Source organism: Corynebacterium nasorum (assembly GCF_030229765.1).
Lineage (GTDB): Bacteria > Actinomycetota > Actinomycetes > Mycobacteriales > Mycobacteriaceae > Corynebacterium > Corynebacterium kefirresidentii.
In genome coordinates this window covers 341,463-367,540 of record NZ_JASPGY010000001.1, presented here as the reverse complement: position 1 = coordinate 367,540, position 26,078 = coordinate 341,463, and the positions used below count along the sequence as shown (strand labels likewise).

The window sequence follows — 26,078 nt, the reverse complement described above, 5'->3', positions numbered from 1 at the left end:
GAGACCACGTGAATATTGCGGCAACCATCGCCGCCGAGCTCAACGTGAAGGAAACACAGATTTCCACCGCGTTGCAGCTCCTTGCGGAGGGCAATACCGTGCCTTTTATTGCCCGCTACCGCAAGGAGGCCACCAGCGAGCTGGATGACTCCCAGCTGCGCACTATTGAGGAGCGTGCGAATTACCTGAAGGAATTGCAGGAGCGTAAGGAGACCATCCTTGCGGCGATTGAGGAGCAGGGCAAGCTTAGCGGCGCCCTGAAGAAACAAATCCTTGCCTGCGAAACCAAGGCGCGCCTGGAGGACCTGTACCTGCCGTATAAGAAGCGCCGTAAAACTAAGGCGGATATTGCCCGCGAGGCCGGCCTAGAAGAGCTGACCGATAAGCTCATCGCGGATCCTCACGCCACCCCAGAAGATCTAGCGCAGGCCTTCCTTTGCGAGGGCTTTGAAGATACAAAGAAAGCCCTCGACGGCGCCCGCGCCATCCTGGTGGATCGCTTCGCACTGGACGCTGACCTGGTGGGTGAGGTGCGAGAGCGCATGTTTACTAAGGGTGTTATGGGCGCGCACGTCATTGAAGGCAAGGAAGCAGAAGGGGCGAAGTTTAAGGATTATTTCTCCTTCAACGAGTCTTTCCACACATTGCCCTCGCACCGCATTTTGGCGCTCCTGCGGGGCGAGAATGAAGGCGTATTGCAATTGCAGCTTGATGCTGGCGATGACGCGGACTATGAGGACGTTATTGCCTCCCGCTTTGAACTGGATCGCTCCTCCAAGTGGCTTGCTGACGCCGTCCATTGGGGCTGGCGCACCAAGCTTTATATTTCCTCCAGCCTGGATGTACGTATGCGCCTGAAAGAAGTGGCAGAGGAAGGTGCGCTCAAGATTTTTGCCACCAATTTGCGGGATGTGCTACTTGCTGCGCCGGCAGGTCAGCGTGCCACCATTGGCCTGGATCCGGGATACCGCAATGGCGTCAAGTGTGCGGTTGTAGACAAAACCGGCAAAGTGCTCGATACCACTATTGTCTACCCGCACCAGCCGCAGAATCAGTGGAGCCAGGCGTTACAGACCTTGTCTACCTTGTGCGCCAAGCATTCGGTGGACCTTTTGGCCATCGGAAATGGTACTGCCTCCCGTGAGACCGAGAAGCTCGCCCAGGAGATTGCGGACCTCATCAAGCAGGCCGGACGCCAGCGTCCCACGCCCGTCGTAGTCTCAGAGTCCGGCGCTTCGGTGTATTCTGCCTCGCAGCTGGCGGCGGCGGAATTCCCCGATATGGATGTCTCGCTGCGTGGTGCAGTCTCCATCGCTCGTCGTTTGCAGGATCCTCTGGCGGAGCTGGTAAAGATCGATCCGAAGGCTATTGGGGTGGGGCAGTATCAGCACGATGTTAACCAGACCGCGCTCGCTCGCACCCTTGATGGTGTGGTGGAAAGTGCCGTGAACGGCGTGGGCGTAGATCTCAACACTGCTTCCGTCCCGCTGCTGGAGCGGGTGGCTGGAGTTAATTCCACCATCGCTGCCAATATTGTGGCCTATCGCAATGAAAACGGGTCCTTTGCTTCCCGCAAGGCACTGAAGAAGGTGCCGCGTCTCGGACCTAAGGCGTTTGAGCAGTCAGCCGGCTTTCTTCGCATCAATGGCGGCACCGATCCGTTGGATGCCTCCGCCGTGCACCCTGAGGCTTATCCGGTGGTCTCCCGCATTGCGGAAAAGACCGGTCTGGGCATTTCCGAGCTTATTGGCAATACGCGCGTACTTTCCAAGCTTGTGCCAACAGATTTTGCAGATGAGACCTTTGGTATCCCTACGGTGACCGATATCATCGCTGAGCTGGATAAACCCGGCCGCGACCCGCGTCCGGAATTTAAGACCGCAACCTTCAAAGAGGGGGTACATAAGGTCTCCGATCTCACCCCGGGAATGATCCTTGAGGGCACAGTTACCAACGTGGCGGCCTTTGGCGCTTTTGTGGACGTTGGAGTACATCAGGACGGCCTCGTCCATGTTTCTGCCATGAGCCACAAGTTCGTCTCTGATCCGCACGAGGTCGTGCGCTCTGGCCAAGTGGTCAAGGTAAAAGTCATGGAGGTCGACGTCGAGCGGCAGCGCATCGGCTTGTCTTTGCGCCTCGATGATGAACCGGGGCAGCAGGCTCCCAAGCGCCGTGGCGATGCGCAACATGCCGCAAACTCTGCCGCCAGGGGAGAAGGGAAGCGCTCCGGACACAAATCCGGGCGCGGTTCCCGGGGTGGCTCGCGCGGCCGCACTGGCGGTCGAGGTGGCTCCGGCGGTGGTGGCGCCATGGCCGATGCCCTGAAGAAGGCAGGCTTCTAACCGCCGTGGTCTAGTGTTTTGCCTGCTGCTTTAGCTCCCATCGTTGCGTACGGTGGGAGCTTTTGCAGTCCGGAGGGAGGATTCTGCCACGATGTTGTCGGAACCATGATGCGGGCGAGGTGGAACCCATCCAATCACCTGCGCAAACTTCACCTAGCGGTGGTGGGGGCGGCCGCTTAGCAGTTTCCCTCCTAAGCTGCGGCGGCGTAGCTTGGGCGGGGGAGAGAAAGAAGTGCCGGGAAGGAAATTTGGTTCCTGCAGGTACATATGGAAAAATAGGTGGCCGTTCTATGTAACGGGCACGAACCGGTTAGGCTTAGCGCCGCTAGGGTCCTCTGTCCCAAACTGAAAAGGAATATTGGCATGTCCAACATTATTGACAAGGTCGATGCAGCACAGCTGCGCGACGATATCCCGTCCTTTCGCCCAGGCGATACCCTCGACGTTAACGTAAAGGTTATCGAGGGTAACAACGAGCGTGCACAGCTGTTCAAGGGCATCTGCATCCGTCGTCAGGGTTCCGGCATCCGTGAGACCTTCACCGTCCGTAAGGTCTCCTTCGGTATCGGCGTTGAGCGTACCTTCCCGGTTCACTCCCCGAACCTGGAGTCCATCAAGGTCTCCCGCCGCGGCCGCGTTCGCCGTGCGAAGCTGTACTACCTGCGCGATCTGCGCGGTAAGAAGGCTCGCATCAAGGAGCGTCGCTAGTATTAGTGCGCTGCGCGCCACCATCCCCCTTGCACCCTTGTGGGTGCAAGGGGGATTTTTGTGCCTATTGCCAGCTATTTCCTGGTGTCAGCCGGCAGGCTTTAACCGGATAGTTGCCTGTGAATTCTCCAGCCGCGAGGGGGATAAGGCGGGAACCGGGACGTGGGGTTGCTAGGATTTAGCGCGTGAATAAAGACAGCATCTCGCAGGAACAGTCGCCTGAAGGTGAGGGGGCCAACCCCGTAGAGGGGAACGCTTCCCCGCAAGGCGAAGGGGCAACCAAGAAAAAAGACATGCCGTGGCTGCTGGAAACCCTTCTGGTCGTGGCAACGGTCCTTGTTATCGTGGGCCTTTTCCAGAACTTTATCGGACGGCAGTATGTGATCCCTTCCGGCTCGATGGAGCCGACACTGCATGGCTGCGAGGGCTGTACGAATGACCGTATCTTTACGGAAAAGATCTCCTATTACGGCGATGGAGAGCCAGAACCAGGCGATGTTGTCGTCTTCAAAGGCACCGAGGACTGGAATTCCAGCTATGTCTCGCCGCGCTCGTCCAACCCGGTAATCCACGGGGTGCAGGATGCATTGAGCTTTGTATCCTTGGCGCCGCCCGATGAAAATACCCTGGTTAAGCGCGTGATTGCTACCGGTGGGCAGACAGTGTCTTGCCAGGAGGGCGATCCTGCAGTCATGGTTGATGGCAAGCCCATCGAGCAAGACTACGTGCAAGACCCGCCAACGTACCCGGTAGATAAGTCGACAGGCTCGGAAGCTTGTGGAGGCCCGTACTTTGGTCCCGTGGAAGTACCGGAGGGCAATATCTGGGTCATGGGTGATAATCGCACGGCCTCGGCAGATTCTCGCTATCACATGACCGATAAATTCCACGGCACAGTACCGGTGGAAAATGTCCGCGGCAAGGTGAAGTTCGTCTTCTGGCCGTTTACCCGCATCGGTGGCATCGATGACCCGGACATCCAGGAATAAACCTTCTTCCCAACGCCTGCGCACCCGGGATTTTTTCTTCCCCGTGGTGGCAGGTTTTGTCCTGCTGGTGCTGTTACAAGCATTGGTGGGACGGATGTATGTCATTCCTTCTGCGTCGATGGAACCTACCCTGCATGGTTGTGCCGGCTGCGAAAATGATCGCATCGCAGTGCAGAAGGTCAGCTATTACTTCACAGACCCACAACCTGGGGAGGTGGTTGTCTTCGAAGGGCCGGAGTCGTGGAATAACGAGTTTCAGGTCACACGCTCGCGCAATATTATTGTGCGAGGTGCGCAGAATGCTTTGGCGGCAGTTGGGCTTTTGCCCAACGGGGAAAATATCCTCGTCAAGCGGGTAATTGCTACCGGCGGACAAACGGTGAGCTGTGAGGCTGGTGATCCTTCGGTGATGGTGGATGGTCAGCCGATTGATCAATCATTCGTGCTTGATCCACCGGAGATTCCCGTAGACCCCGGTGTTGGCTCCCAGGAGTGTGGCGGCGAGTACTTCGGCCCCGTCACCGTCCCGGAGGGGCATCTCTGGGTAATGGGAGATAATCGCACCAACTCCCTCGATTCGCGTGCGCACTTGGGCGATAACCTACAAGGCACCGTGCCAGTGGACAATATTCGCGGCCGAGTTGAGGCTGTCATCTTGCCTCTGTCGCGGTGGGGTGGGGTGGAACACCCAGAGATTTCGCATGCGGCGGCTTAAGCAACGACGCACCTATGAGCTGGCTTTGAGCAAGGCTGGGCTCGGGCCGGTGGCTGGAGTGGATGAGGCCGGGCGCGGCGCGTGTTGCGGGCCAATCACCATCGCGGCCTGCATTATGCCTAATCGCCCGATCAAGGAGCTGGCGGAGCTTAGCGATTCCAAAAAACTGACTCCCCGGCAGCGCGAGCGGCTCTTTCCACTCATTAAGGACAAGGCTGTGGACTGGTCTGTGGTGCACATTAGCGCGGGGGACATCGATAAGCGCGGCATCCAGCACGCTAATATTTCCGGTATGCGCAGGGCGGTAGCACGCCTGGATATCCGCCCAGGCTATGTGCTTAGCGACGCCCTCTTTATCCCCGGCCTTACCCAACCCCAGCTGCCCATCATCGGCGGCGATGCAGCCGCGCGGTGTATCGCCGCGGCAAGTGTCTTGGCAAAAGTGAGTCGCGACCACCTGATGCGCGACCTTGATGCGCGCTATCCCGGCTATGAATTGGCCAAGCACAAAGGCTATGGGACTAAGGCACACGAGGCTGCAATTTCGGCGCTTGGAGCGTGCCCGGAACACCGGATGAGCTATGACAATGTCCGCCGCGCTCATGCGGAGTTCGCCGCGCGTGCCTAGCTAGAATCTAGCCTCCTGCGCGCTAAGCTTAAGCGAGCTAACCCACAACCTGGAGGTCCACCGTGAGTGCAGAGGAACTCGATAACTACGAGGCTGAGGTAGAGCTGTCCCTCTACCGCGAGTACCGAGACGTTGTCAGTCAGTTTTCCTATGTCGTTGAAACTGAGCGGCGCTTTTACCTGGCTAATGCGGTAGAGCTCATTCCGCATACCTCTGGACCTGATGTGTACTACGAGGTGCGCATGTCCGATGCTTGGGTATGGGATATGTACCGCTCCGCCCGCTTTGTGCGCTATGTTCGCGTCATTACCTACAAGGACGTCAATATCGAAGAGCTGGATAAGCCTGAATTCATGATGCCGGAGTAATTTTGTCAACTCGGCACTACAAGCGTTGTGCCCTGGTTGTGGATAACAGTGCCTCGAAGCATAGTTATCCACAGCCTGGGCACTTTCCGTTTTGTACACCTTGTGCACCCCATGCTAGCTGCGGTGTTCTGTGCAGGCCGATGAATTTCACGACGCACAAGGATAAACTGCAATGCAATTTAGTTCAGAACACCACCTAGCCACGAAGAAGCCTCGCCATAAGCAAGTCTTAGGGAAAAGGGGAGAAGCCTTCGCCGCGCGCTACCTCCGTGAACGCGGGGCCGAAATTATTGCCGCTAATGTCTCTTATAGGGTAGGAGAAATTGACCTCATCGCGCGCGAGGCGGACGGAACCATCGTCTTTGTTGAGGTTAAAACGCGCGCTACTCCCAGCTTCGGGGTAGCAGAAGCCGTAACCCCGCAGAAGCTAGCGCGCCTTCGCAAGGCTGCAGCGCAGTGGCTCGATGGAAAGCCACTGTCTTCGGTGCGATTCGACGTTATAACGTTGTTGGAGCGCGGGCAGGGATTTGCGCTAGAACACTTCAAGGGGGTTGAAGATGGCTCTAGGTAATTGCTTAACGATGTCCCTCAACGGAGTTCTAGCACAGCTAGTCGATGTAGAAGCGAACGTTGGCCACGGCCTGCCAGGGATACATGTTGTGGGGCAGACGGATACCGCGATCTCTGAATCGCGGGATAGGATCAAGACTGCAGCCTTTAACTCCCACCTTCCTTGGCCCAAGACCAAGGTGGTCGTCTCGATGTCTCCAGCGTCGCTTCCCAAATCCGGTTCCCACTTTGACTTACCCATAGCGCTCGCGATCCTGGCGGCGCAGGCAGAAGGTGACTTTCCGCGCTTTGGCAATTCGCCTTCGCCCGCGAGGCGGCTGCAGCGCACCTTGGTTTTGGGAGAGCTCGGTCTCGACGGATCCGTTCGGCCCGTCGCAGGTATTATTCCGGCCCTCCTAGCCGCAAGGGAGCAGGGAATATCAACTCTTATCGTGCCGCCGGGTAACGCAGCCGAGGCAACCTTGGTGCCGGATTTGGACGTACTCGTCGCAGCATCTTTGAAAGAGGCTTTTAGCTGGGCGTGCGGAAACCGAGGGTTACCGCAGGCGGCGAGTTTTTCTGGCTCGCTCGAAGCTGCGCCTGCAGCCACGATGCGCTTGGACTTTTGCGATATCGCGGGCCAAGCTAATGCAAAATGGGCCGCCGAGGTTGCTGCGGCCGGTGGGCACCACCTTATGATGATTGGCCCTCCCGGGGCGGGAAAGTCCATGATTGCCTCCCGTCTGCCCACCATCCTGCCTACACTTACCCCGGATCAGCAGGTAGAGACCACCGCGATTCATTCGCTTACCGGAACGCCAGGTGAGGTCATTGAGCATGCTCCGTTTATCGCCCCGCATGCCTCGGTTACTCGGGCCGCGCTGCTGGGTGGCGGATCCGGGCATCCGCGCCCAGGAGCGGTAAGCCTGGCTCACAATGGTGTGCTCTTCCTCGACGAGGTCAGCGAGGTTGCCGCACCGGTACTCGATGGCCTGCGTGCCCCGTTGGAAGAAGGGCAAGTACGGCTTGCGCGCTCGCGCCGAGAAGTTATCTATCCTGCTCGCTTCCAACTGGTCATGGCAGCAAACCCGTGTAGGTGCTCGGCAGAAGATCCTTCGCAGTGCAGGTGTAACCCCCACGAGCGCATGAACTATCTGTCCAACCTCTCCGGTCCGCTCCGGGACCGTCTAGATATGGTGGTCACCTTAAGTGGGCAGGCGGCGACGATTAACGCGGAGGGCGAAGAAGACTCCGCAGTCATTGCCGAGCGAGTTGCCGCTGCCCGCGAGCGTGCCGCTGCGCGGTGGTGGGCGGATGGCATTTCCGCGCGGACCAATGGCGAGGTCCCTTCGTCCTACTTGCGCCGAAAGCGGCCGGCTGCAGATGCTGCAATGGTCATGTTGTCCGCCTACCTGGCGGAAGGCGAAATTTCCCAGCGCGGGGTGGACCGTGTGCTCAGGCTTTCGTGGACCTTAGCTGATTTAGCAGGAAAGATGCAGCCGGACTTGGATGAGGTGGGACGCGCACTCGACCTGCGTGGCTCCATCAACGTGGGAAGGCTCGCGGCATGAGCGAATTAGATCTCTCCACCCCTTATGCCACCTGGGTATACCTCAACCGCGTGGTAGAAGGCCCTTCCGCTGCCTTGCAGGCCCTGCTTACGCAGTATCCGGCCGAGGAAATCGCCCATGGAATCTACCATCGTGCCGAATGGATAGGACCGCTGCTTGCGCGCACGGCCTCCCGTTATGATTGGCTGCGTCAAGCGGAGGATATGGCAGCAGCAGAACGCGTTGGGGCTCGGCTCATCACGGCAGAAAGCCCAGAATGGCCAACGGAGGAGTTTGATTCCGCATTCGGCTTTTATCAAAACAGCGGGGAAGCCCCAGCTACCTTTGATGACCAAGCACTGCCGCCGCACAGCCTCTGGGTGCGTGGCGCCCCTGTGAAGCAGGAGGTTGCTCAGGCTGTAGCGATTGTTGGCACTCGCGCCATTTCTCGCTATGGCTGGCAGGCAACCCAAAACGTAGTGTCCGGATTGGTTCAACACGAATGGACTCCTATATCTGGCGGCGCCCTAGGCGTTGATACCGTGGCGCATGAAACTGCTTTGCACAACAACGGGCACACGGTAGCTATAGCAGCGTGCGGCATCGATAGGGACTATCCGGCTCGCAATGCCAACCTATTTGCCAAGATCGCGGATAACGGGTGCGTTATTTCTGAATTCGCACCGGAAACCGCACCGAAGCGACACCGGTTCCTAACGCGCAATCGTTTAGTAGCAGCACTCAGTCACGGCACCGTAGTTATGGAGGCGGCTTTTCGATCCGGCGCACTTAATACTCTCAACTGGGCAGAAGCGCTAGGACGCGTGGCCATGGCTGTACCGGGGCCGATAACCACTAGCGGCTCGCTGGGCTGTCACCAGCGCATTCAGGAAGGCCGTGCACAGTTGGTCACCAGCGCCGATGAAATTCGCGCCTTAGTCAGCCGCGCCGGGGAAGTAGATCCAGGTGCACAATATGAAATCAATTTTGCGGCAACAATGACACAACGTCTCTCCCGCAATGAGTTGCGAGTCTTTGATGCAACACCGCCGCCAGGCCAAGAAAAAGCTACGGCAGAGGACATTGCCCGCGACGCCGGATTTCGTCTGCCGTTGACAGTTCACCTTTTATTGGCGTTAGAGAAGATGTGTGTCGTTGTCCGCCACGGCAATACCTGGGCGCGCCGGGAAACGGAATAGATCGCCCCAGCGAAAGGCGAGTACACTGCTGTGACATGAGTGAAGATGGAGTTTCCGCGAAGGCGCCGGATATTCAAGGGCAGATGGCTGAGGCTATCGAGGATTTCGTGGATTTCCAACTGCACGTGAAAGGCCGTGCGGAGGCAACGGTACGTGGGTATCGCTCAGATCTGCGCGACCTTGCTCGCAGCGTTCCTACCTTTGCGGAATTTAACCTCAACAGCCTGCGCCAATGGCTGGCAGAGGCCGTAGCGGAAGGAAAGTCGCGCTCCACCTTGGCGCGTCGCACCGCAGCGGCCAAAGGGTTTTCCACTTGGGCAGTGCGCGAAGGGCACCTCGAGCGAGATGTAGCCGCACGGCTAGTCACGCCCAAGGTAGGCCGCCACCTACCGACGGTTCTATCCCCCGAGCAGGCCGGTGCGCTCATGGGCAATGCGGTTTCTGCAGACGAAGCTCACTTCCTGCGCGATAGTGCCATCTTGGAGTTGCTGTATGCCTCCGGGATGCGCGTGGCGGAGCTGGTGCGCCTAGACCTGAGCGATATTGATTTTTATCGCGGCACCTTGCACGTAACCGGTAAGGGAGATAAGCAGCGCGTGGTGCCTTTTGGTCATGCGGCGGACGACGCCTTGCGGCAGTGGATAGAAAAGGGCCGTGGACAACTCGCTGAGGAAGGAACTAAAGCCGTATTCGTAGGCAGCAGGGGAGGGCGCATTGACCAGCGCCAGGTGCGGCGCATTGTGGATAGGGCCGCCAAAGTTAGCGGTGCACAAGGGCTTACCCCGCACGGAGTGCGGCACTCGGCTGCCACCCACCTCCTAGAAGGCGGGGCAGATTTGCGGGTTGTGCAAGAACTATTGGGGCATTCCTCGCTTAATACCACGCAGATCTATACCCACGTATCTGCGCAAAGATTGCAACGCGTATATAACCAGGCGCATCCTCGAGCTTAAAGTGGCTTGAGGCGTATCACTGGCATATCCAGCAAGGTTAAAGGATCGATATAGGTATCTTTTGCAATGAGGGCGCCCCAGTGCAGGCCGGGATAGCCATCGACGGGATTGCCCAAGCGGCCAATGACTTGTCCTTCGCGAACTTCTTGGCCTTGTTTTACGGTGCCGTGTACGGGCTGATAAGTCGTCCTTACCCCGTCTGCATGGGTGATGGAAACGACCGGTTTTCCTGCCACCGTGCCGACAAACGCGACAACGCCATCTTCAGCGGCTACCACCGGAGAACCCACGGCAAGGGCCATGTCTACACCGCGGTGGCCGGGACTCCACTTTTGTTCGGGAGCTTCAAACCCGCGCAAAACCCGCGCCGGGTTTGGCTTACCCGAGGCAGGATCAACGTAGGCCGTGGCCGGCGGGCAGCACAGTAGTAGGAGGGAAGAAACGACGAGGAAGGCAGTGGTGGTGAAGGTGGGGCGTCGGAAAGCGGGCTTTGAAAAAGACACAGAAAAATGGCTCATGGGAAAAGCATTAACCAGAGGTGAGCTGTCAGAAAGCCCTTGCCTGTGGGGCTGTGGATTACGAGTAGCGGATGGTCCAATTGGGGTGAATGTGGCGCATGATGCTTAGCAGCTTCGACCCTAGTGTGAATAAGTTGTATTCGGTTTGGAAAAACCAGCGTAGAGGGATTATTCTTTGAGGCAGCAGTGTGTCCACCGTGTGGAGGCATTGACTACGCGCGGCGAAGTTGTCGCTTCCTGCTGGAAGGAAGAGACAGCCTGGCGGCTGACGTGGTCCTTGGAAACAAGGTGTCAGCGGGGCCTTCGTTGCTAGGGTGCGGAATAAAACACCGCACAATTGGAAAACCGAAAGACAAGATAAAAGAAAGCGAGCGAATCATGGCAGTTGTAACCATGCGCGAGCTCCTCGACGCTGGTGTGCACTTTGGCCACCAGACCCGTCGCTGGAATCCGAAGATGCGTCGTTTCATCTTCACTGACCGTAACGGCATCTACATCATCGACCTGCAGCAGACGCTGACCTACATTGACGAGGCTTATGAGTTCGTCAAGGAAACCGTTGCACACGGCGGCACCATCCTGTTCGTTGGTACCAAGAAGCAGGCTCAGGAAGCAGTTGCTGAGGAAGCAACCCGCGTCGGTATGCCTTACGTAAACCACCGCTGGTTGGGCGGCATGCTCACCAACTTCCAGACCGTGTCCAAGCGTCTGAAGCGCATGAAGGAGCTTCAGGCAATGGACGAGCGTGAGGACGGCTACAAGGGCCGCACCAAGAAGGAAGTTCTCATGCTCAACCGTGAGCGCGCCAAGCTCGAGCGCGTTCTGGGCGGCATCTCCGATATGGCTAAGACCCCGTCCGCTCTGTGGATTGTTGATACCAACAAGGAGCACATCGCGGTCAAGGAAGCTCACAAGCTGAACATCCCAGTTGTTGCCATCTTGGACACCAACTGCGACCCGGACGACGTTGACTTCCCGATTCCGGGCAACGACGACGCCATCCGTTCCACCAAGCTGCTCTCCGGCATCGTTGCCTCCGCTGTAGAGGAAGGCAAGAAGGCTCGTGAGGAGCGTCAGCTGGCTGCAGCCAAGGAAGCTGCCGGCGACTCTGCTGAAAAGGAAAAGCGTGACGCTGAGGCGGCTGCCGCAGCTTCCGATCCGGCTTCCGCAGAAAAGTCTGAGGAAGCATCCGCAGACAAGGCCGAGAAGTAATCGTACTTTCTTGGTAGGAACCTTCCTTACCTGCGTTTAACTGAATACCCCACGCACTTTTGGTGTGGGGCAGCAAGGGAGTAATACCTGCCCAAGGCTGTTTACCAACCCCCGCCACCGTGCTCAAACGGCGGCGGGGGTTGGTTTTATCTATGCTGGGTGCTGCTGAAGCCAGCTCCACCTTCATGCATAGGTGAGAAAAGGGGTGGTTTCTGCCACCCTAAAGCGGCGCGATTTCACCGCGTCGACTACGCTGTTTGAACGAACACTGTTTGATTTTCAAGGAGGATCGCCCCAACTATGGCGAACTACACTGCTGCAGACGTCAAGGCACTGCGCGAAGCTACCGGCTCCGGCATGCTCGATTGCAAGAAGGCTCTGGAAGAGTCCAACGGCGACTACGATAAGGCCGTTGAGTACCTGCGCATCAAGGGCGCTAAGAACGTCTCCAAGCGCGCTGACCGCGAGGCAACCGAAGGCCTGATTGCTGTTTCTGGCAACACTATGGTCGAGATCAACTGTGAGACCGACTTCGTTGCTAAGAACGAGGCTTTCAAGACCTTCGCAGCCAAGATTGCTGACGCTGCCGCTGAGGCCAAGGCAAACTCCGCAGACGAACTCAACAACATTGAGATCGACGGCAAGAAGGTTTCCGAGGTAGTGGACGAGGAGTCCGCTAAGACCGGTGAGAAGCTGCAGGCACGCCGTGCAGTTACCGTAGAGGGTGACAACATTGCTGTTTACCTGCACCAGCGTTCCGCTGATCTGCCGCCGGCAGTGGGCGTTCTGGTTTCCTACGAGGGCAACGAGGAAGGCGCTCACGCTGCCGCCCTGCAGATTGCTGCAATGAACGCTGAGTACCTCACCCGCGAAGACGTTCCTGCAGAGATCGTCGAAAAGGAGCGCGAGATCGCTGAGGCCACTACTCGTGAGGAGGGCAAGCCGGAGGCAGCCCTGCCGAAGATCGTGGAAGGCCGCCTGAACGGCTTCTTCAAGTCCATCGTTCTGCTGGAGCAGGCTTCCTTGTCTGATAACAAGAAGACCGTAAAGCAGGTTGCGGAAGAGGCTGGCACCACCATCACTGGCTTCGTTCGCTACGAGGTTGGCGCTTAAGCACGCTCTCGCTTTTAAAACCTAGCCCACAAAGGACCGTCCTTTGTGGGCTTTGTTGTGCGCTAATGGGGTGACCGGCGCGAGGTTCTCTTTTCTCTAGGTGCCTTTTTGGTGCCTAGCTTAAACCCACCGGGCTGCATCGGCAGGTGGTGTGAGGATGCGAAAGATATATGGGTAAGATGGGGCGGAGATTGAAACTGCCCCGCGTTAAGGAGACGAAGTAGGCGTGACTGCTGCAGATATTAAGCGAACCGGATATAAGCGAGTAATGCTGAAGCTGGGCGGTGAGATGTTCGGCGGCGGTAAGGTCGGTATCGATCCGGATGTGGTTGAAAACGTTGCCCGCCAAATCGCCGAGGTCTCCCGCCAAGGAATCGAGATTGCAGTGGTGATTGGCGGCGGAAACTTCTTCCGCGGCGCGGAGCTATCCCAGCGCGGTATGGACCGGGCACGCTCGGACTACATGGGCATGCTCGGCACGGTAATGAATTCCCTTGCACTGCAGGATTTCCTCAAGCAGCAAGGTGTTGATTGCCGCGTACAGACCTCCATCAACATGGCGCAGATTGCTGAGCCGTACCTGCCGCTGCGTGCGGACCGCCATTTGGAAAAGGGCCGCGTAGTTATCTTCGGCGCTGGCATGGGTATGCCGTACTTCTCCACGGATACCACCGCCGCGCAGCGCGCCTTGGAAATTGGCGCCGAGGTTCTGTTCCTGGCTAAGGCAGTCGACGGCGTCTACTCGGATGACCCGCGCACCAATCCGGATGCAGAGTTGTACTCCGAAATTACCCCGCGTGAGGTCATTGAAAAGGGCCTAAAGGTGGCAGATGCAACGGCCTTTAGCCTGTGCATGGACAATGATATGCCGATTTTGGTCTTTAACCTGCTGGAGGAGGGCAATATTGCCCGCGCAGCTGGCGGTGAAGTTATCGGCACGCTGGTGCAGTCCTAATACTGTAGCGGCTGCGAACCTGCTACCTTTTTATACAGCCACCCCTATTCGTTTAAGGATGATTTAGCCTCATGATCGATGAGATTCAGCTCGAAGCAGAAGAGCACATGACCGCTTCCGTCGAGCACACCCGCGAGCAGCTGGTGACCATTCGTACCGGCCGCGCGAACCCCGCCATGTTCAACGGCTTGGTAGCCGAATACTACGGTGTTCCCACCCCGATTACCCAAATGGCTACCATATCCGTACCAGAGCCGCGCATGCTGCTCATCAAGCCTTATGAGCAGTCCATGATCCATGAGATTGAAAATTCCATCCGCAACTCGGATTTGGGCGTCAATCCCACCAACGATGGTCAGGTTCTGCGCGTGACTGTCCCGCAGTTGACGGAGGAACGCCGTAAAGAAATGGTGAAGCTGGCTAAGAGCAAGGGTGAGGATGGCAAGATCGCTATCCGTAATATTCGCCGCAAGGCCATGGAGCAGTTGAAGAAGCTGCAAAAGGACGGCGATGCCGGCGAGGACGAAGTCATCGCAGCAGAAAAGGAAATGGAAAAGATTACCTCCGGCTACATCGAGCAGGTAGACAGCTTGGTAGAGAATAAGGAAAACGAGCTGATGGAGGTCTAGGACCTCCGCTTTGTTGCCGCCGTGCCTGTCTCCTCGGCCGGCGGCGCTTTTTCTGTTCCAAGGCCCGCCGCTCCCACAAACGGGGCAGAGCCGGCGGAACTGAGCATGTTAGCCGGGGAATCACACAAGACAGCGAAAGGAGCCGGTCACGGTGAGTGACGCCATAAACCGCCGATTGCCACAGCCAAAGAATGGTGCAGGCCGCGACTTGCCGGCCGCTATCGGTGTTGGCGTGGGGCTCGGCGTTCTTGTGGTGCTTGCCGTGTGGGCTGGTCCGCTGGCTTGGTATGCGGTCGTAGCGCTTGCAGTAGGCGTTGCGATGTGGGAGGTCCTCAGCCGCCTGCGGGAGCATTCCTACTATGTTCCGCGTACGCTGCTTATTATTCTGGGCCAAGCCATGGTGTGGATCTCATGGCCCCTGGGTGCGCCAGGCCTGGTAGCGGTCTATGTCACTGCGGTGCTGGCACTTATGTTTGGCCGCCTTTTCCATAATGGCCGTCATCGTCCGCCTATCAACTACCTGCGTGATATGTCCGTCGGTATTTTTGTGCTGACGTGGATTCCCCTTTTTGCCACCTTCGCAGCTATGTTGTCGCTAGTGTCGACTCCATTTTCCAGTGGGGCTGCCTCCATCGTCGTCTTTATGCTGTGCGTTGTGGCTTCCGATACCGGCGGATATGTTGCGGGCGTGATGTTTGGTTCGCACCCCATGGCACCTGCGGTGAGCCCTAAAAAATCGTGGGAGGGGTTTTGTGGGTCCATCATCTTCGGCGTGGTGACCGGTGCGCTCACGGTGAAATTTCTGCTCCATCACGATGCCTGGGTGGGTGGCCTGATGGGGCTCGGTCTAGTTATCTGTGCCACCTTGGGAGACTTGGTGGAATCCCAATTTAAGCGCGAGCTGGGTATTAAAGACATGTCGGCATTATTGCCCGGCCACGGCGGCCTCATGGACCGTTTGGATGGCATGCTACCTTCTGCCATGGTCACCTGGGTAGCGATTAGCTTCCTGTCTACGTTTACACCATAGGAACATCAGACAAACAAAAGCCGCCTCTCCCGTATAAACTGCCCGAAAAAGACGGCAGAACAGGGGAGAGGCGGCTTTTATATAGATTTATACCTGCTGCGCTTGCTTGCGTAGCTGGCGACGCAACTCAAACATGCGCCAGCCACCGACTAGCGCCATGATGAGTGCGCCGCCGATAGCAAAAATGAGGAAAGCAATTCCGGCGGGGAACTCGCCAGACCAGCCCAGGAAGTTCATGGGAACCTCGTGCTGGTTTTGCATGATGAACACAATGAGGACAATCAGCAGCAGGAATCCTACGATAAGCGCCATCCACGTGCTGGCCGCGAAAGATCCCTTCGCCTTGCCAGAGGGCTGGGTGGAGTGAGAAGTAGAGTCAGAAACGGCTGGTTCTAGGTCAGAACTAGTCTCCGGTTCAGAAGCGTTCAGCTCCGCCGAGGAGAGGTCTGCGTCGGAAGAAGAAAAATCATCTGCAGGATAATTTGGATTTGTCATGTATCCATTATTTCTTTAATCCTGTCGATTATGCCACTTGGCACGGCCTCCAATTGGAAAATCCCACGCAGACCGTGGAAAGATGGGCAATATTATGGCTCAACCAGTGAAACTTAACTTTTCCGCCCCGCGCCGCGGATTGCCTCCTAAGCATTTTGCGGACCTGACCGAAGACGAGCGCATTGACAAGCTCGCAGAAATTGGCCTACCTAAATTCCGTGCGAAGCAGCTGGCTAAGCACTATTACGAGCACTACACCGACAACGTCGAGGATATGACCGATATCCCCGCCGGCAAGCGCGAAGCAGTCAAGGAAGCCTTCTTCCCTGAGCTGATGAAACCCATCCGGACCACCTCCACGGACGACGGCGAGACCACTAAGTCCCTGTGGCGGTTGCACGACGGCACGCTACTGGAATCAGTGCTGATGCGCTACCCAGGTCGCGCTACTTTGTGTATTTCTTCCCAGGCAGGGTGCGGCATGGCCTGCCCGTTCTGCGCTACTGGCCAGGGCGGCCTTGATCGTAACTTGTCCACGGGCGAGATTGTCGAGCAATTCCGCCACGCTGCGGCCGCCATGGCTGCAGAAGGTGGGCGTTTGTCCAACGTTGTCTTCATGGGCATGGGTGAGCCGCTGGCCAACTATAAGCGCGTGGTCCAGGCCGTACGTCAGATTTCTGGCCAGGATGGTACGGGTTTTGGCCTTTCCCAGCGCAACGTGACCGTTTCCACCGTGGGCTTGGCTCCGGCAATTCGCAAGCTTGCGGACGAAGACTTGGCCTGCACTCTGGCCGTTTCCTTGCACACTCCGGACGATGAGCTGCGTGACGGTCTAGTGCCCGTCAACAACCGGTGGTCTGTTGATGAGGTGCTGGATGCCGCGCGCTACTATGCGGATAAGTCCGCCCGCCGCGTGTCCATTGAGTACGCCCTGATTCGCGATAAGAATGACCAGGATTTCCGCGCCGATATGCTGGGGCGCAAGCTGCACCAGAAGTTGGGCTCCAAGGTCCACGTTAATGTTATTCCGCTGAACCCCACGCCGGGCTCAGAGTGGGATGCGGCCCCGCAAGACCGCCAGGACGAGTTCGTGCGTCGCGTGCAAGCCCAAGGCGTTCCCTGCACGGTGCGCGATACAAAGGGCGATGAGATTGCGGCGGCTTGTGGTCAGCTTGCAGCGGATGAGCGGGAAGATAAGTCAGCCTAACTGATAAGATTGGCGGACATGATTGTTCCGAATTATCCGCCACTTGCAGATGATCCGACCACGCAGGCCTTTGCCGTGCGCGGTCTGAACAAAATTTTCGCTGGACGCCCCGTGGTGTCGAATTTGAGCCTCGACATCCCGCGGGGCTCTATTTATGGCATCGTTGGCCCCAATGGCGCGGGCAAAACCACCATGTTGACCATGGCGTGTGGCCTCCTGCGCCCAAATAGCGGCGAGGCCTTTATCGCCGGGCACAATACCTGGCAGGAGCCACTGCCAGCCAAGGCGGCCATGGGCCTGCTTGTCGACGGCGCTCCGGTCTTCGACCGTTTATCGGGCCCAGAGTACTTGTTCTATCTCGGCGCATTGCGCCGCATGAATCAAGCCGAAGTCGAGCACCGCAGCGCACAGCTTTTGGATGCCTTGCAGCTTGCCGACGCCGCCGATAAACCCATCGCGGACTACTCCGCCGGCATGACTAAAAAGATACTTCTGGCGGGCGCGCTCCTGCATAACCCAGAGGTCGTGATACTAGATGAGCCCCTAGAGGCAGTGGATCCCGTTTCGGGGCAGCTTATTCAAGAGATCCTGCGCGCCTATGTCGCCCGCGGAGGCACAGTAATCCTGTCTTCACATGTTATGCAATTAGTGGAAGGCTTATGCGATCACGTAGCCATCATCGCCGGTGGCCAGGTGCTCTCCGCCGGCCACGTGGAAGATGTGCGCCAAGGCGGCAGCCTGACGGATGCCTTCATTCACTTCGCCGGCGGAAGTGAATTTGATGCGGACTCTTTCGAGTGGTTGCGCAGCGAAGGCAGCACAACGCAGCGCGGGGAAGGGGAGTTGTAGACGCAATGACTTCGACGCTTCTCAAGCTGCACCGCACACTATGGGTGCGAAGCCTTAAAGCGAATGCTGCAGCGGTTATGATCCCGATCTGCCTTTTGCTCTATGGACTCATCGGGCTAGCATCGCTCGCCGCTCTTGCTGCGGCAGATATTTCCACCGGAACTGGGAACGTGCAAGCCTTAACCGTGGCCCCTGGTCTTGGCACGCTGGCTTTCATCGTTATCACCCTCATCATGCCCAGCGGAGAGAACCAGCTATCTGCCCGCGAGCTTTCCGCGTTTCCGCTGCGGCTGAAAGACATCACACCGGCACTCGCTATCGCCTCGGTGCTTAATCTGCGTGCCCCGGTCTCAGTCTTGCTGTCCATTGCTTATGCGGTGGCCGGAAGCGTGATCCTGGCGGCAAACGGGAAGGCATTGTTCATCTTGCCTTTCTGTCTAGGAATGCTTTTCGCCCTTGTGCTGACGCTGGTGCTGGTGGATCTCGCGGTTCATGTCGGGTCAACTGTCGCGGAGCTTAGTTCCACGAAGCTTAAGGCCTTGGGTTCGGTGGCGGTGTTCGTCCTTATCTTTGGCTCTACTAAACTTTCTTCTCTCGCGGGCTCTGACTTTCCGTTGGGAACTGTAGGTGAAGGATTAGCGTGGACGCCTGTTGGAGCACCGGTGGGGTGGGCGCTTGCGCTTGCTCAAGGCGAGCTAGTGAAAGCCTGCGCACAATTTCTCATCGCCGCAGTGACTCTGGGCGTAGCTGTGTGGGCGTGGCATTGGTTGTTGCGGCGGCAATTCGAGCACCGTACGGTTTCCCCGTCGGCACGCAATCACCGTGAGAAGTCCAAGGGGATAAGCCGCTTTTCCCTTGGTTCCTTTTCCTATAGCAGCCCTGCTGCCATGGAATTTACGCGCTCGCTGCGCTATATTTTCCGTGACTCCCGCCTTATTGGCAGCATTATCATGCAGCCAATTCTGGCAGTCGTCTTGATTATCCAGGGCTTTGCTACTGACTCCGATTTATCTTCAGTAGGTTTGTTATTCCTCGGGCTGATAGGCGGAATCGTCGCCACCAATGATTTTGGTTATGACGGTCCAAGCCTGTGGGTAAAGATGGCCGCCCCAGTTCGTCCGCGCACGCTGCTCTACGCGCGGCACTGGGCGCACGTGGTGCTTTCAACCATAATTGTTGTGCTCACGGCGATGCTGCTTTTTGCGCTAAGTGCGGATAAAGCTCTCACTGCCTGTTTGGTGGTTGCTGCCCTGGGAATCTTCATTTCTTCCGCCGGATTGTCATTGCTGCTCACCACCTTTAATCCCTTTGCCACCGCGCGGCCTGGCGGGAATATGTGGGCGGATAAATCCGGCTACTCGGCTAGCGCCTTCTTAAGCGCTATTTTGAGTTTGTTTATTGGCTGGACGCCCATCATCCCAGGCGTCATCCCAATGGCTATCGGCTACGGCTCGAACATGGTGCTGGTCGCGCTGGGGTTTGTACTCGTCATAGCCGTGCCTGTTGCGTGTTATGTCCTCGCACTGCGGGTCAGTGGCAAGCGCGTCGATAACACCCTGCCCGAGATCTACGCCAAGGTGGGCCACTGGGTGTCTTAAAACTCGGGCGCTTCTTAGCAAGTATCGCCCACACCGCGCTCTTGCTAAGGGTGGGTGTGGGCAGGGCGGCACCCAGCAGAGTGAGCGCTGAGTAAGAGGAGAGGCGTCGGCAAGCGGAGGCAAAAAGAAACCGCCGACCTTCGCGGGGAAGGGCGGCGGTAGCTAAAGTGTGCTGAAAGCTTAGAGCGCGTGCTTGCTGGAGGAAACCGGGGTGGCGTTGTTAGTGCCTGGCTCAACGCGCAGGTGAGAAACGCGGGAAGGCTCGATATTCAGCGCGCGCAGCTGGGAATCGCTCAGCTCGGCGTACACACCGGTGTTGGTCTTTTGGTCGTAGACCCAGTCTGGCTCCTGGTGCCCCACCGGCTGGTTGCGGGCGGTCACGGTGCGCACCTGGTGCAGCTTAGGCTGGAAAGCATGAATGAGCAGGCCGATTACCAGCAGGACAGTCAGTACGACGAGCCAGACAGTCTCAACGTGGCCCTTGTGATTACCAAAGTGGTAGGCGATCAAGAAGAGAACGGAAATCCAACCGGCGATCTGCACGCCCGAGCGGCTGATGCGGGACCAACCGAATCCTGCGGATGGGACGTCCTCAGTAGAAACACCGTCATATACCTGCGGTACCGGCTTGTGGGAAGACACTTGCTCTCCTTCGCTTCTGCGTATGCCCGTCTGCGCGATGGGCGTGCGGGCACACCAATGCCATTTGTCTGCTACACATTCTAAATCATCGCGCCTTAGATGGCGATTAAACACCCCCGCCGCAGTACTGGTTACCTGCCATGCCCGCCCCGTGGTGATGGGCGCTAGGGTGGAAGGGTGACTACACAGCGAATACTCATTCTTGGTTCCACCGGTTCAATCGGCACGCAAGCTTTGGAAGTTATTGCGGATAATCCCGATAAATTCGACGTGGTGGGAATCGCGGCGGGCGGCTCCAACCCGCAGCTCATCATCGATCAGGCCCGTCGCCTCAATCTTTCGTTTGACCACGTTGCAGTGGCTAAAGAGGAAGCTGCTGCCGAGGTTTCCGCTGCCTTAGGCGGTTCGGTACTAAGTGGCGCCGATGCTGCAGAGAACCTAGTGCGTTCGACTCCGGCCGATACAGTCCTCAACGCCCTGGTAGGCTCCCTGGGCCTTAAAGCCACCCTGGCGACACTCGAAATGGGAGAGTACCTGGCCTTGGCTAATAAGGAATCCCTCGTCGCCGGTGGCAGGCTTGTTACCCGGGCGGCGCGCCCTGGTCAGATTATTCCCGTCGATTCGGAACATTCCGCCATGGCGCAGTGTCTGCGCGCCGGCGAGGAAGGGGAGCTGGACAAGCTTGTTCTTACCGCCTCAGGCGGGCCATTCCGCGGGTGGTCGCGCGAAGAGATGTGGGATGTGACTCCCGAGGAAGCGGCGCAGCATCCCACGTGGTCGATGGGCCAGATGAATACCCTCAATTCAGCAACGCTCATCAATAAAGGTCTGGAGCTGATTGAGGCTACGCTGCTTTTTGACATCGACCCTGAGCGTATCGATGTCACCGTGCATCCACAGTCCATTATTCACTCTATGGCTACTTTCAAAGACGGCTGCACCATCGCCCAAGTTTCGCCGCCTTCGATGAAGCTGCCGATTTCCCTGGCGCTCAATTGGCCGCACCGCGTGCCGGGTGCGCAGCCTTCCTTAGATTTTGCGCAGGCGCATGAGTGGCGTTTTGAGCCGCTTGACGATGCCGCCTTTCCCGCCGTCGATCTCGCCCGCCGCGCCGCGGCCGAGGGAACGGGGGTCATTTATAACGCCGCCAATGAGGAAGCGGCGGCCGCATTTTTATCCGGGCGTATCCACTTCCCAGAAATCGTGGACGTAGTGGGCAAGGTCCTTGATTCCGCTTCTGAGTTTGCTGGTGTAGTCTCTAGCCTCGATGTAATCCTCGCAGTAGAAGGCGAGGCGCGCAGGCGCGCGAACGCGCTGATTGATTCGCTGGCTGATTAGAAAGCTTTTCACACCATGGCAAATTTGCTGGGCATTGTGTTTTTCGCCCTTGGCATCGGGCTTACCGTAGCGCTGCATGAAGCAGGCCATATGCTTAGCGCGCGTGCCTTTGGTATGCGCGTGCGCCGCTACTTTATCGGTTTTGGTCCGCGCGTATTTTCCTTCCGGAAGGGGCACACTGAATACGGGCTGGCGGCCTTCCCTGTGGGCGGCTTTTGCGATATCGCCGGAATGACTGCCCAGGATGAATTCCTCACCGAGGACGAAGAACCCCACGCCATGTATAAAAAGCCATGGTGGCAGCGCATTATTGTGATGGCCGGCGGTATTGTCGTCAACCTGATTTTGGGCTTTGTCATTCTCTATTTTGTCGCGATGACGGCTGGCCTGCCCAACCCGGATGCCGATGTGCGCCCCCGCGTAGGCGAGGTGACCTGCTCGGCCAATCAGAAGCCGAACCAAGAGCTGGAAAAGTGTACGGGTCCAGGCCCCGCCGGAAAGGCCGGTGTGCGGGAGGGCGATATCATCGTCGCCTTCGAGGGCCAGAAGATAGACTCTTTTACCCAGCTGCGCGATGAGGTAATGCAGCGTCCTGGTGACACCATCACGCTGACAGTTGAGCGCGATGGAAAAGATAAAGACATCCCAGTCCACCTGGATACCGTTAAGCGGCTCAATAAGGACGGAGAACTTATAGATGCCGGCTCTATCGGGTTGAGCAATCAGCTTATCGACGTCGTCGAAAAGCACGGCCCTGTTGACGCGCTACCAGCAACGTGGCGGTTTAGTACCTACTCGTTGGAAGCAACGGTAGATGGCCTCAAGCAATTTCCTGGCAAGGTGCCGGGCGTGGTGGCCTCCATCTTTGGTCACGAACGCGAAGCTGACGGCCCGATGTCCGTTGTCGGCGCTTCCCGTGTGGGCGGCGAATTGGCGGAGCGTTCCCTGTGGTCGATGTTCTTTATGATGCTGGCAACGCTGAACTTCTTCCTCGCTCTATTTAACCTAGTTCCGCTGCCGCCTTTCGACGGCGGGCATATCGCCGTCATCATCTATGAAAAGCTGCGCGATGGCATCCGCAAGCTCGCGGGCAAGCCGGCCTTGGGCCCGGCCGATTACACCAAGTTGATGCCGGTGACCTATGTGATGGCCGCACTGCTGATGGGCGTCGGCGTCATCGTTATCGTCGCCGATGTAGTTAACCCTATCCGGCTATTTGGTTAGCAGCCGTGTCCTCACAGCGCGCACTTCAGGCATAAAGCAAGCAGTGCTAGAGTGGGGGCGTTAATCACCCACCTTATAAATTTCTGTGCTTCAACAAGGAGAATTCATGTCGACCCCCATCGGTCTAGGAATCCCAGACGGCCCGCCACCAGTACTGCACCCGCGCCGTAAGACTCGGCAGTTGCAGGTGGGCCCGGTCGGTGTCGGCTCTGACTCACCAATTTCGGTGCAGTCGATGACCAATACGAAGACGCACGACATCAATGGCACACTGCAGCAGATTGCGCAGCTGACCGCTTCCGGCTGCGATATCGTGCGTGTGGCTTGTCCTAAGCCCATCGATGCGGAAGCACTTCCGGCCATTGCTAAGAAGTCGCCCATCCCGGTTATTGCGGATATCCACTTCCAGCCTAAGTACATCTTCCAAGCCATCGATGCCGGCTGTGCCGCCATCCGTGTTAACCCGGGCAATATCCGCGAGTTCGACGGTCGCGTGAAGGAAGTTGCTAAGGCTGCAGGCGATGCCGGCATTCCTATCCGCATCGGCGTTAATGGTGGTTCTTTGGATAAGCGCCTGCTGGAAAAGTACGGCAAAGCCACCCCGGAGGCACTCGTCGAGTCCGCCATTTGGGAAGCTGGCCTGTTTGAGGAGCACGGCTACGGCGATATCGCTATTTCCGTCAAGCACTCCGACCCTGTCCTGATGGTGGAGGCGTACCGCCAGCTGGCGGAAAAGACTGACTATCCGTTGCACTTGGGTGTGACCGAGGCAGGCCCGAAGTTCATGGGAACCATCAAGTCCTCGGTTGCCTTCGGCGCGCTACTGGCAGAGGGCATTGGCGATACCATTCGCGTGTCCTTGTCCGCGCCGCCAGTAGAGGAGATCAAGGTAGGCGACCAGATCTTGCAGTCGCTCAATTTGCGCCCGCGCAAGTTGGAGATCGTGTCCTGCCCTTCCTGCGGCCGCGCTCAGGTGGACGTCTACAAGCTGGCAGAGGAAGTTACCGCTGGCTTGGAGGGCATGGAGTTCCCGCTGCGCGTTGCCGTTATGGGTTGCGTTGTCAACGGTCCGGGCGAGGCACGCGATGCTGACCTCGGCGTTGCTTCCGGCAATGGTAAGGGCCAGATCTTTGTCAAGGGCGAGGTCGTTCGCACCGTGCCGGAAGACAAGATTGTAGAAACCCTCATTGAAGAAGCCATGCGCATTGCCGATGAGCAGGGCATGGAGGCCGTGGAAGGCGCTAAGGCTGAGGTTCGCGTAACCCAGTAATCCACCCACATTAAGTAGACTGCCCCGCACTTCGGTGTGGGGCAGTCTTTTTTAGCTCTTGCGCTGCTAGAGTGCCAAGACATGAAGAAGTTGGTCGCGCTGGTTGCAACTATCACGCTCGCTTCCACCAGCGTGGTTGCTTGTACCCCGAAGCCGGTATCTGCAGAACCGGTGGCGGAGGAATTCCTCGAAGGGATGGAATCTCGCAATAACGACGGTTTGGCCGCGCTTACCGATTCCCCCTCTGACGCCACCGCCGCCCTGGACGCCACCTACTCCGGCCTGCAGGCCGAGGGGCTCGATATTGAGCTAGAAGGTGTCGATCAAGACGAGAACCTCGCTACGGCGAACTACAAGGTCACCTGGGATCTGCCCAAGGAACGCACCTTGAGCTATGACACGCAGATGACGCTTACTAAGACCGAGGATGAGTGGACGGTGCGCTGGAAGCCGAGCCTTATCCACCCAGACTTGGGCGCAAACCAGCACTTGGAACTGCGCGCATTGGAGGCAAAGCGTGCCAGCGTGGTCTCTTCCAATGGAGTGGAATTGATGAGCCCAGGGCTGAACTACCGGCTGGTGGTAGATACCAGTTCCTTGGAGGATGTGCGCCCTACCGCGGCAAAGATTAGCGGTGCGTTGGCAGCTGCCCATCGTCAGGATGATTCAATTGCAGAGATTGATGCCAAGGATTTGGCCAAGAAATTGGAGGATGCGGATGGTTCTTTCTCCGTAACTATGTTCACAGAAGACCAAGCCAAGGCTGTGCGTCCCAAGGTGGAAGGCATGGACGGTGTGCGCCTCAACGAGGAGCCAGCCTTGGTTACCCGCGACCGCGGTCTTGCGCCCGATCTCATGTCGCGCGTGCGTTCTGCGGTCCAAGACGAGGTCGATGGTCAAACTGGCTGGTCCATTTCCGTGGTCAATGAAAATGGTGCGGCACTCTCGGACGTCGAAAAGCATGATCCCAATGCTGCGCCATCGATCAAGGTTGGTCTCGATTACGATGTGCAGCGCGCCGCGCAAGAAGCGGTAAACGAGCGTGCCGATTCGCAGGCAATGCTCGTAGCCATCCGACCTTCCAATGGCGATATTTTGGCCGTAGCGCAAACCGAGAAGGCTGATGAGGACGGCGACGTCGCCCTCCAAGGCCAGTACCCACCCGGTTCTGTTTTCAAAATTCTCACCGCCGCGGCTGGCGTGGACAAACAGGGCCTAAATACCGATACCATCGTTCCGTGCCCGGGCACTATGGATATCTATGGCCGCGTAGTGACCAACTACAATTCCTTTTCTTTGGGCAGTGTTCCGCTTAGCCAAGCCTTCGCGCAGTCCTGTAACACCACCTTTGCGGATATCTCCACCAAGCTCAAGCCTGGTGAGTTGAAGGACGTGGGCAAGAAATTCGGCTTCGGCGTTGAGTATGACATCCCCGGGTTGACGACCATCACTGGCTCTATTCCAGACGGAAAGGAGCCATTGGAGCGCACTGAATCCGGATATGGTCAGGGCTACGACTTGGCAAGTCCTTTTGGCATGGCCCTTGTTTCTGCCACGGTTGCCAACGGCAAGACGCCTACACCGACGCTTATCGAGGGGCACAAGACCAAAGCATCCGATAAACCGCAGCAGATTCCCAAGCCCGTGCTGGACAATGTCCGTGCCATGATGCGCCAAGTGGTCACCAGCGGTACCGCGCGCAGCATGGCTGCTGGCGGCACCATTTATGGCAAGACCGGTGAGGCGGAAATCAATGAAGGCTCGCACGCCTGGTTTACCGGCTACCGGGAAGAAGATGATATTGCCTTTGCCACCCTCGTGGTTTTGGGTGGCGGCTCCGATGCCTCGGTCAATATCACCAGCAATTTCTTGCAGAAGGTCGATGCCTACCGCTCCGGTCCGCACGAAGGTGCAGCGCCGCCGGCCGAGGGATAGTCGCCGCGCTGCGTCTGCAACCCCGCCGCAGGACCCCGGCTCCCGCGTTCGCGGTGGAGAGG

Annotated in this window: 25 protein-coding genes; 22 read left to right on the top strand and 3 right to left on the bottom strand. The window is 57.7% G+C overall.

The genetic code is table 11. The features are described from left to right. Positions 1-8 precede the first annotated feature (8 nt). The 10 genes from QP904_RS01765 to QP904_RS01720 all read left to right on the top strand — a co-directional run bounded on the left by QP904_RS01765 (position 9) and on the right by QP904_RS01720 (position 10,001). Entirely contained in the window at positions 9-2,342 is a 2,334-nt protein-coding gene (locus tag QP904_RS01765; RefSeq protein WP_284835424.1) for a Tex family protein, read from the top strand. A 363-nt stretch (positions 2,343-2,705) separates the two neighbouring features. Further along, on the top strand, positions 2,706-3,050 hold the full coding sequence (rplS, locus tag QP904_RS01760) for a 50S ribosomal protein L19 (RefSeq protein WP_005325245.1): 345 nt from the start codon (positions 2,706-2,708) through the stop codon (positions 3,048-3,050). 185 nt (positions 3,051-3,235) lie between these two features. After that, a complete protein-coding gene (gene lepB / locus QP904_RS01755; protein ID WP_023021292.1) occupies positions 3,236-4,039 on the top strand; it encodes a signal peptidase I in 804 nt (267 codons plus the stop codon). After that, entirely contained in the window at positions 4,017-4,754 is a 738-nt protein-coding gene (gene lepB, locus QP904_RS01750) for a signal peptidase I (RefSeq protein ID WP_086587466.1), read from the top strand. The genes lepB (QP904_RS01755) and lepB (QP904_RS01750) overlap by 23 nt, the downstream gene beginning before the upstream one ends. Next, the gene (locus tag QP904_RS01745) at positions 4,741-5,382 is read left to right on the top strand and encodes a ribonuclease HII (RefSeq protein WP_200288919.1); all 642 of its coding nucleotides are present in this window, start codon (positions 4,741-4,743) and stop codon (positions 5,380-5,382) included. Before lepB (QP904_RS01750) ends, QP904_RS01745 begins: the two co-directional genes overlap by 14 nt. 62 nt (positions 5,383-5,444) lie before the next feature. Beyond that, positions 5,445-5,750: a DUF2469 domain-containing protein gene (locus QP904_RS01740; protein ID WP_005325239.1), complete on the top strand. Its 306-nt coding sequence runs from the start codon at positions 5,445-5,447 to the stop codon at positions 5,748-5,750. 172 nt (positions 5,751-5,922) lie between these two features. Further along, the gene (locus QP904_RS01735; protein ID WP_086587468.1) at positions 5,923-6,321 is read left to right on the top strand and encodes a YraN family protein; all 399 of its coding nucleotides are present in this window, start codon (positions 5,923-5,925) and stop codon (positions 6,319-6,321) included. Then, entirely contained in the window at positions 6,308-7,870 is a 1,563-nt protein-coding gene (locus QP904_RS01730) for a YifB family Mg chelatase-like AAA ATPase (protein ID WP_284835423.1), read from the top strand. Before QP904_RS01735 ends, QP904_RS01730 begins: the two co-directional genes overlap by 14 nt. After that, positions 7,867-9,048, top strand: a complete 1,182-nt coding sequence (gene dprA / locus QP904_RS01725; RefSeq protein WP_023021297.1) for a DNA-processing protein DprA — start codon at positions 7,867-7,869, stop codon at positions 9,046-9,048. The genes QP904_RS01730 and dprA overlap by 4 nt, the downstream gene beginning before the upstream one ends. A gap of 35 nt (positions 9,049-9,083) precedes the next feature. Further along, entirely contained in the window at positions 9,084-10,001 is a 918-nt protein-coding gene (locus tag QP904_RS01720) for a tyrosine recombinase XerC (protein ID WP_284835422.1), read from the top strand. Here QP904_RS01720 and QP904_RS01715 read toward each other — a convergent pair. Further along, positions 9,998-10,504 (bottom strand): M23 family metallopeptidase, encoded by a 507-nt coding sequence (locus tag QP904_RS01715; protein WP_308767530.1) that lies wholly within the window; start codon positions 10,502-10,504, stop codon positions 9,998-10,000. The genes QP904_RS01720 and QP904_RS01715 overlap by 4 nt on opposite strands. Before the next feature lie 393 nt (positions 10,505-10,897). Between QP904_RS01715 and rpsB the strand changes: the two genes are divergently transcribed. The 5 genes from rpsB to QP904_RS01690 all read left to right on the top strand — a co-directional run bounded on the left by rpsB (position 10,898) and on the right by QP904_RS01690 (position 15,458). Then, positions 10,898-11,731 (top strand): 30S ribosomal protein S2, encoded by an 834-nt coding sequence (gene rpsB / locus QP904_RS01710; protein WP_005325233.1) that lies wholly within the window; start codon positions 10,898-10,900, stop codon positions 11,729-11,731. A gap of 300 nt (positions 11,732-12,031) precedes the next feature. Further along, the gene (tsf, locus tag QP904_RS01705; protein ID WP_023021300.1) at positions 12,032-12,844 is read left to right on the top strand and encodes a translation elongation factor Ts; all 813 of its coding nucleotides are present in this window, start codon (positions 12,032-12,034) and stop codon (positions 12,842-12,844) included. Positions 12,845-13,112: 268 nt separating this feature from the next. After that, on the top strand, positions 13,113-13,799 hold the full coding sequence (gene pyrH, locus QP904_RS01700) for a UMP kinase (protein WP_023027755.1): 687 nt from the start codon (positions 13,113-13,115) through the stop codon (positions 13,797-13,799). A gap of 71 nt (positions 13,800-13,870) precedes the next feature. Beyond that, on the top strand, positions 13,871-14,428 hold the full coding sequence (gene frr, locus QP904_RS01695; protein WP_023021301.1) for a ribosome recycling factor: 558 nt from the start codon (positions 13,871-13,873) through the stop codon (positions 14,426-14,428). A 151-nt stretch (positions 14,429-14,579) separates the two neighbouring features. After that, positions 14,580-15,458, top strand: a complete 879-nt coding sequence (locus tag QP904_RS01690) for a phosphatidate cytidylyltransferase (RefSeq protein ID WP_200288923.1) — start codon at positions 14,580-14,582, stop codon at positions 15,456-15,458. 87 nt (positions 15,459-15,545) lie between these two features. Here the strand turns inward: QP904_RS01690 and QP904_RS01685 are convergent, their stop codons facing one another. Beyond that, positions 15,546-15,953: a LapA family protein gene (locus QP904_RS01685; RefSeq protein ID WP_200288924.1), complete on the bottom strand. Its 408-nt coding sequence runs from the start codon at positions 15,951-15,953 to the stop codon at positions 15,546-15,548. Between the two features lie 94 nt (positions 15,954-16,047). On the opposite strand from QP904_RS01685, the gene rlmN reads away from it, so the two are divergent. Genes rlmN through QP904_RS01670 form a run of 3 tightly spaced genes read left to right on the top strand, consistent with a single transcriptional unit; the run spans position 16,048 to position 19,607 of the window. After that, on the top strand, positions 16,048-17,160 hold the full coding sequence (gene rlmN / locus QP904_RS01680) for a dual-specificity RNA methyltransferase RlmN (RefSeq protein ID WP_489884471.1): 1,113 nt from the start codon (positions 16,048-16,050) through the stop codon (positions 17,158-17,160). Between the two features lie 18 nt (positions 17,161-17,178). Continuing rightward, positions 17,179-18,009, top strand: a complete 831-nt coding sequence (locus QP904_RS01675; protein WP_023021305.1) for an ABC transporter ATP-binding protein — start codon at positions 17,179-17,181, stop codon at positions 18,007-18,009. Positions 18,010-18,014: 5 nt separating this feature from the next. Further along, a complete protein-coding gene (locus QP904_RS01670; protein WP_284835421.1) occupies positions 18,015-19,607 on the top strand; it encodes a hypothetical protein in 1,593 nt (530 codons plus the stop codon). Positions 19,608-19,787: 180 nt separating this feature from the next. On the opposite strand, the gene QP904_RS01665 is transcribed toward QP904_RS01670, so the two are convergent. After that, entirely contained in the window at positions 19,788-20,249 is a 462-nt protein-coding gene (locus QP904_RS01665; protein ID WP_023021307.1) for a DUF2631 domain-containing protein, read from the bottom strand. Positions 20,250-20,426: 177 nt separating this feature from the next. Here QP904_RS01665 and dxr point away from each other — a divergent pair, with 177 nt between their 5' ends. The 4 genes from dxr (at position 20,427) to QP904_RS01645 (ending at position 26,016) form a co-directional block, all read left to right on the top strand. Next, positions 20,427-21,587 carry a 1-deoxy-D-xylulose-5-phosphate reductoisomerase gene (gene dxr / locus QP904_RS01660; protein WP_284835420.1) on the top strand — a complete coding sequence of 387 codons (1,161 nt, stop codon included), beginning with the start codon at positions 20,427-20,429 and terminating at the stop codon, positions 21,585-21,587. Between the two features lie 15 nt (positions 21,588-21,602). Continuing rightward, positions 21,603-22,811: a M50 family metallopeptidase gene (locus QP904_RS01655; RefSeq protein WP_200288928.1), complete on the top strand. Its 1,209-nt coding sequence runs from the start codon at positions 21,603-21,605 to the stop codon at positions 22,809-22,811. Between the two features lie 106 nt (positions 22,812-22,917). Next, positions 22,918-24,081: a flavodoxin-dependent (E)-4-hydroxy-3-methylbut-2-enyl-diphosphate synthase gene (gene ispG / locus QP904_RS01650; protein ID WP_023021310.1), complete on the top strand. Its 1,164-nt coding sequence runs from the start codon at positions 22,918-22,920 to the stop codon at positions 24,079-24,081. An 81-nt stretch (positions 24,082-24,162) separates the two neighbouring features. Continuing rightward, entirely contained in the window at positions 24,163-26,016 is a 1,854-nt protein-coding gene (locus QP904_RS01645) for a penicillin-binding transpeptidase domain-containing protein (RefSeq protein WP_284835419.1), read from the top strand. Positions 26,017-26,078 lie beyond the last annotated feature (62 nt).

What these genes read in the sequence shown, in the direction of transcription:
- rplS (WP_005325245.1), top strand. Translation starts at nt 2,706, where the DNA reads ATGTCCAACATTATTGACAAGGTCGATGCAGCACAGCTGCGCGACGAT.
- lepB (WP_086587466.1), top strand. Translation starts at nt 4,017, where the DNA reads ATGACCCGGACATCCAGGAATAAACCTTCTTCCCAACGCCTGCGCACC.
- QP904_RS01745 (WP_200288919.1), top strand. Translation starts at nt 4,741, where the DNA reads ATGCGGCGGCTTAAGCAACGACGCACCTATGAGCTGGCTTTGAGCAAG.
- QP904_RS01735 (WP_086587468.1), top strand. Translation starts at nt 5,923, where the DNA reads ATGCAATTTAGTTCAGAACACCACCTAGCCACGAAGAAGCCTCGCCAT.
- QP904_RS01730 (WP_284835423.1), top strand. Translation starts at nt 6,308, where the DNA reads ATGGCTCTAGGTAATTGCTTAACGATGTCCCTCAACGGAGTTCTAGCA.
- dprA (WP_023021297.1), top strand. Translation starts at nt 7,867, where the DNA reads ATGAGCGAATTAGATCTCTCCACCCCTTATGCCACCTGGGTATACCTC.
- QP904_RS01720 (WP_284835422.1), top strand. Translation starts at nt 9,084, where the DNA reads ATGAGTGAAGATGGAGTTTCCGCGAAGGCGCCGGATATTCAAGGGCAG.
- rpsB (WP_005325233.1), top strand. Translation starts at nt 10,898, where the DNA reads ATGGCAGTTGTAACCATGCGCGAGCTCCTCGACGCTGGTGTGCACTTT.
- tsf (WP_023021300.1), top strand. Translation starts at nt 12,032, where the DNA reads ATGGCGAACTACACTGCTGCAGACGTCAAGGCACTGCGCGAAGCTACC.
- pyrH (WP_023027755.1), top strand. Translation starts at nt 13,113, where the DNA reads ATGCTGAAGCTGGGCGGTGAGATGTTCGGCGGCGGTAAGGTCGGTATC.
- frr (WP_023021301.1), top strand. Translation starts at nt 13,871, where the DNA reads ATGATCGATGAGATTCAGCTCGAAGCAGAAGAGCACATGACCGCTTCC.
- QP904_RS01685 (WP_200288924.1), bottom strand. Translation starts at nt 15,953, where the DNA reads ATGACAAATCCAAATTATCCTGCAGATGATTTTTCTTCTTCCGACGCA.
- rlmN (WP_489884471.1), top strand. Translation starts at nt 16,048, where the DNA reads ATGGCTCAACCAGTGAAACTTAACTTTTCCGCCCCGCGCCGCGGATTG.
- QP904_RS01675 (WP_023021305.1), top strand. Translation starts at nt 17,179, where the DNA reads ATGATTGTTCCGAATTATCCGCCACTTGCAGATGATCCGACCACGCAG.
- QP904_RS01670 (WP_284835421.1), top strand. Translation starts at nt 18,015, where the DNA reads ATGACTTCGACGCTTCTCAAGCTGCACCGCACACTATGGGTGCGAAGC.
- QP904_RS01655 (WP_200288928.1), top strand. Translation starts at nt 21,603, where the DNA reads ATGGCAAATTTGCTGGGCATTGTGTTTTTCGCCCTTGGCATCGGGCTT.
- ispG (WP_023021310.1), top strand. Translation starts at nt 22,918, where the DNA reads ATGTCGACCCCCATCGGTCTAGGAATCCCAGACGGCCCGCCACCAGTA.
- QP904_RS01645 (WP_284835419.1), top strand. Translation starts at nt 24,163, where the DNA reads ATGAAGAAGTTGGTCGCGCTGGTTGCAACTATCACGCTCGCTTCCACC.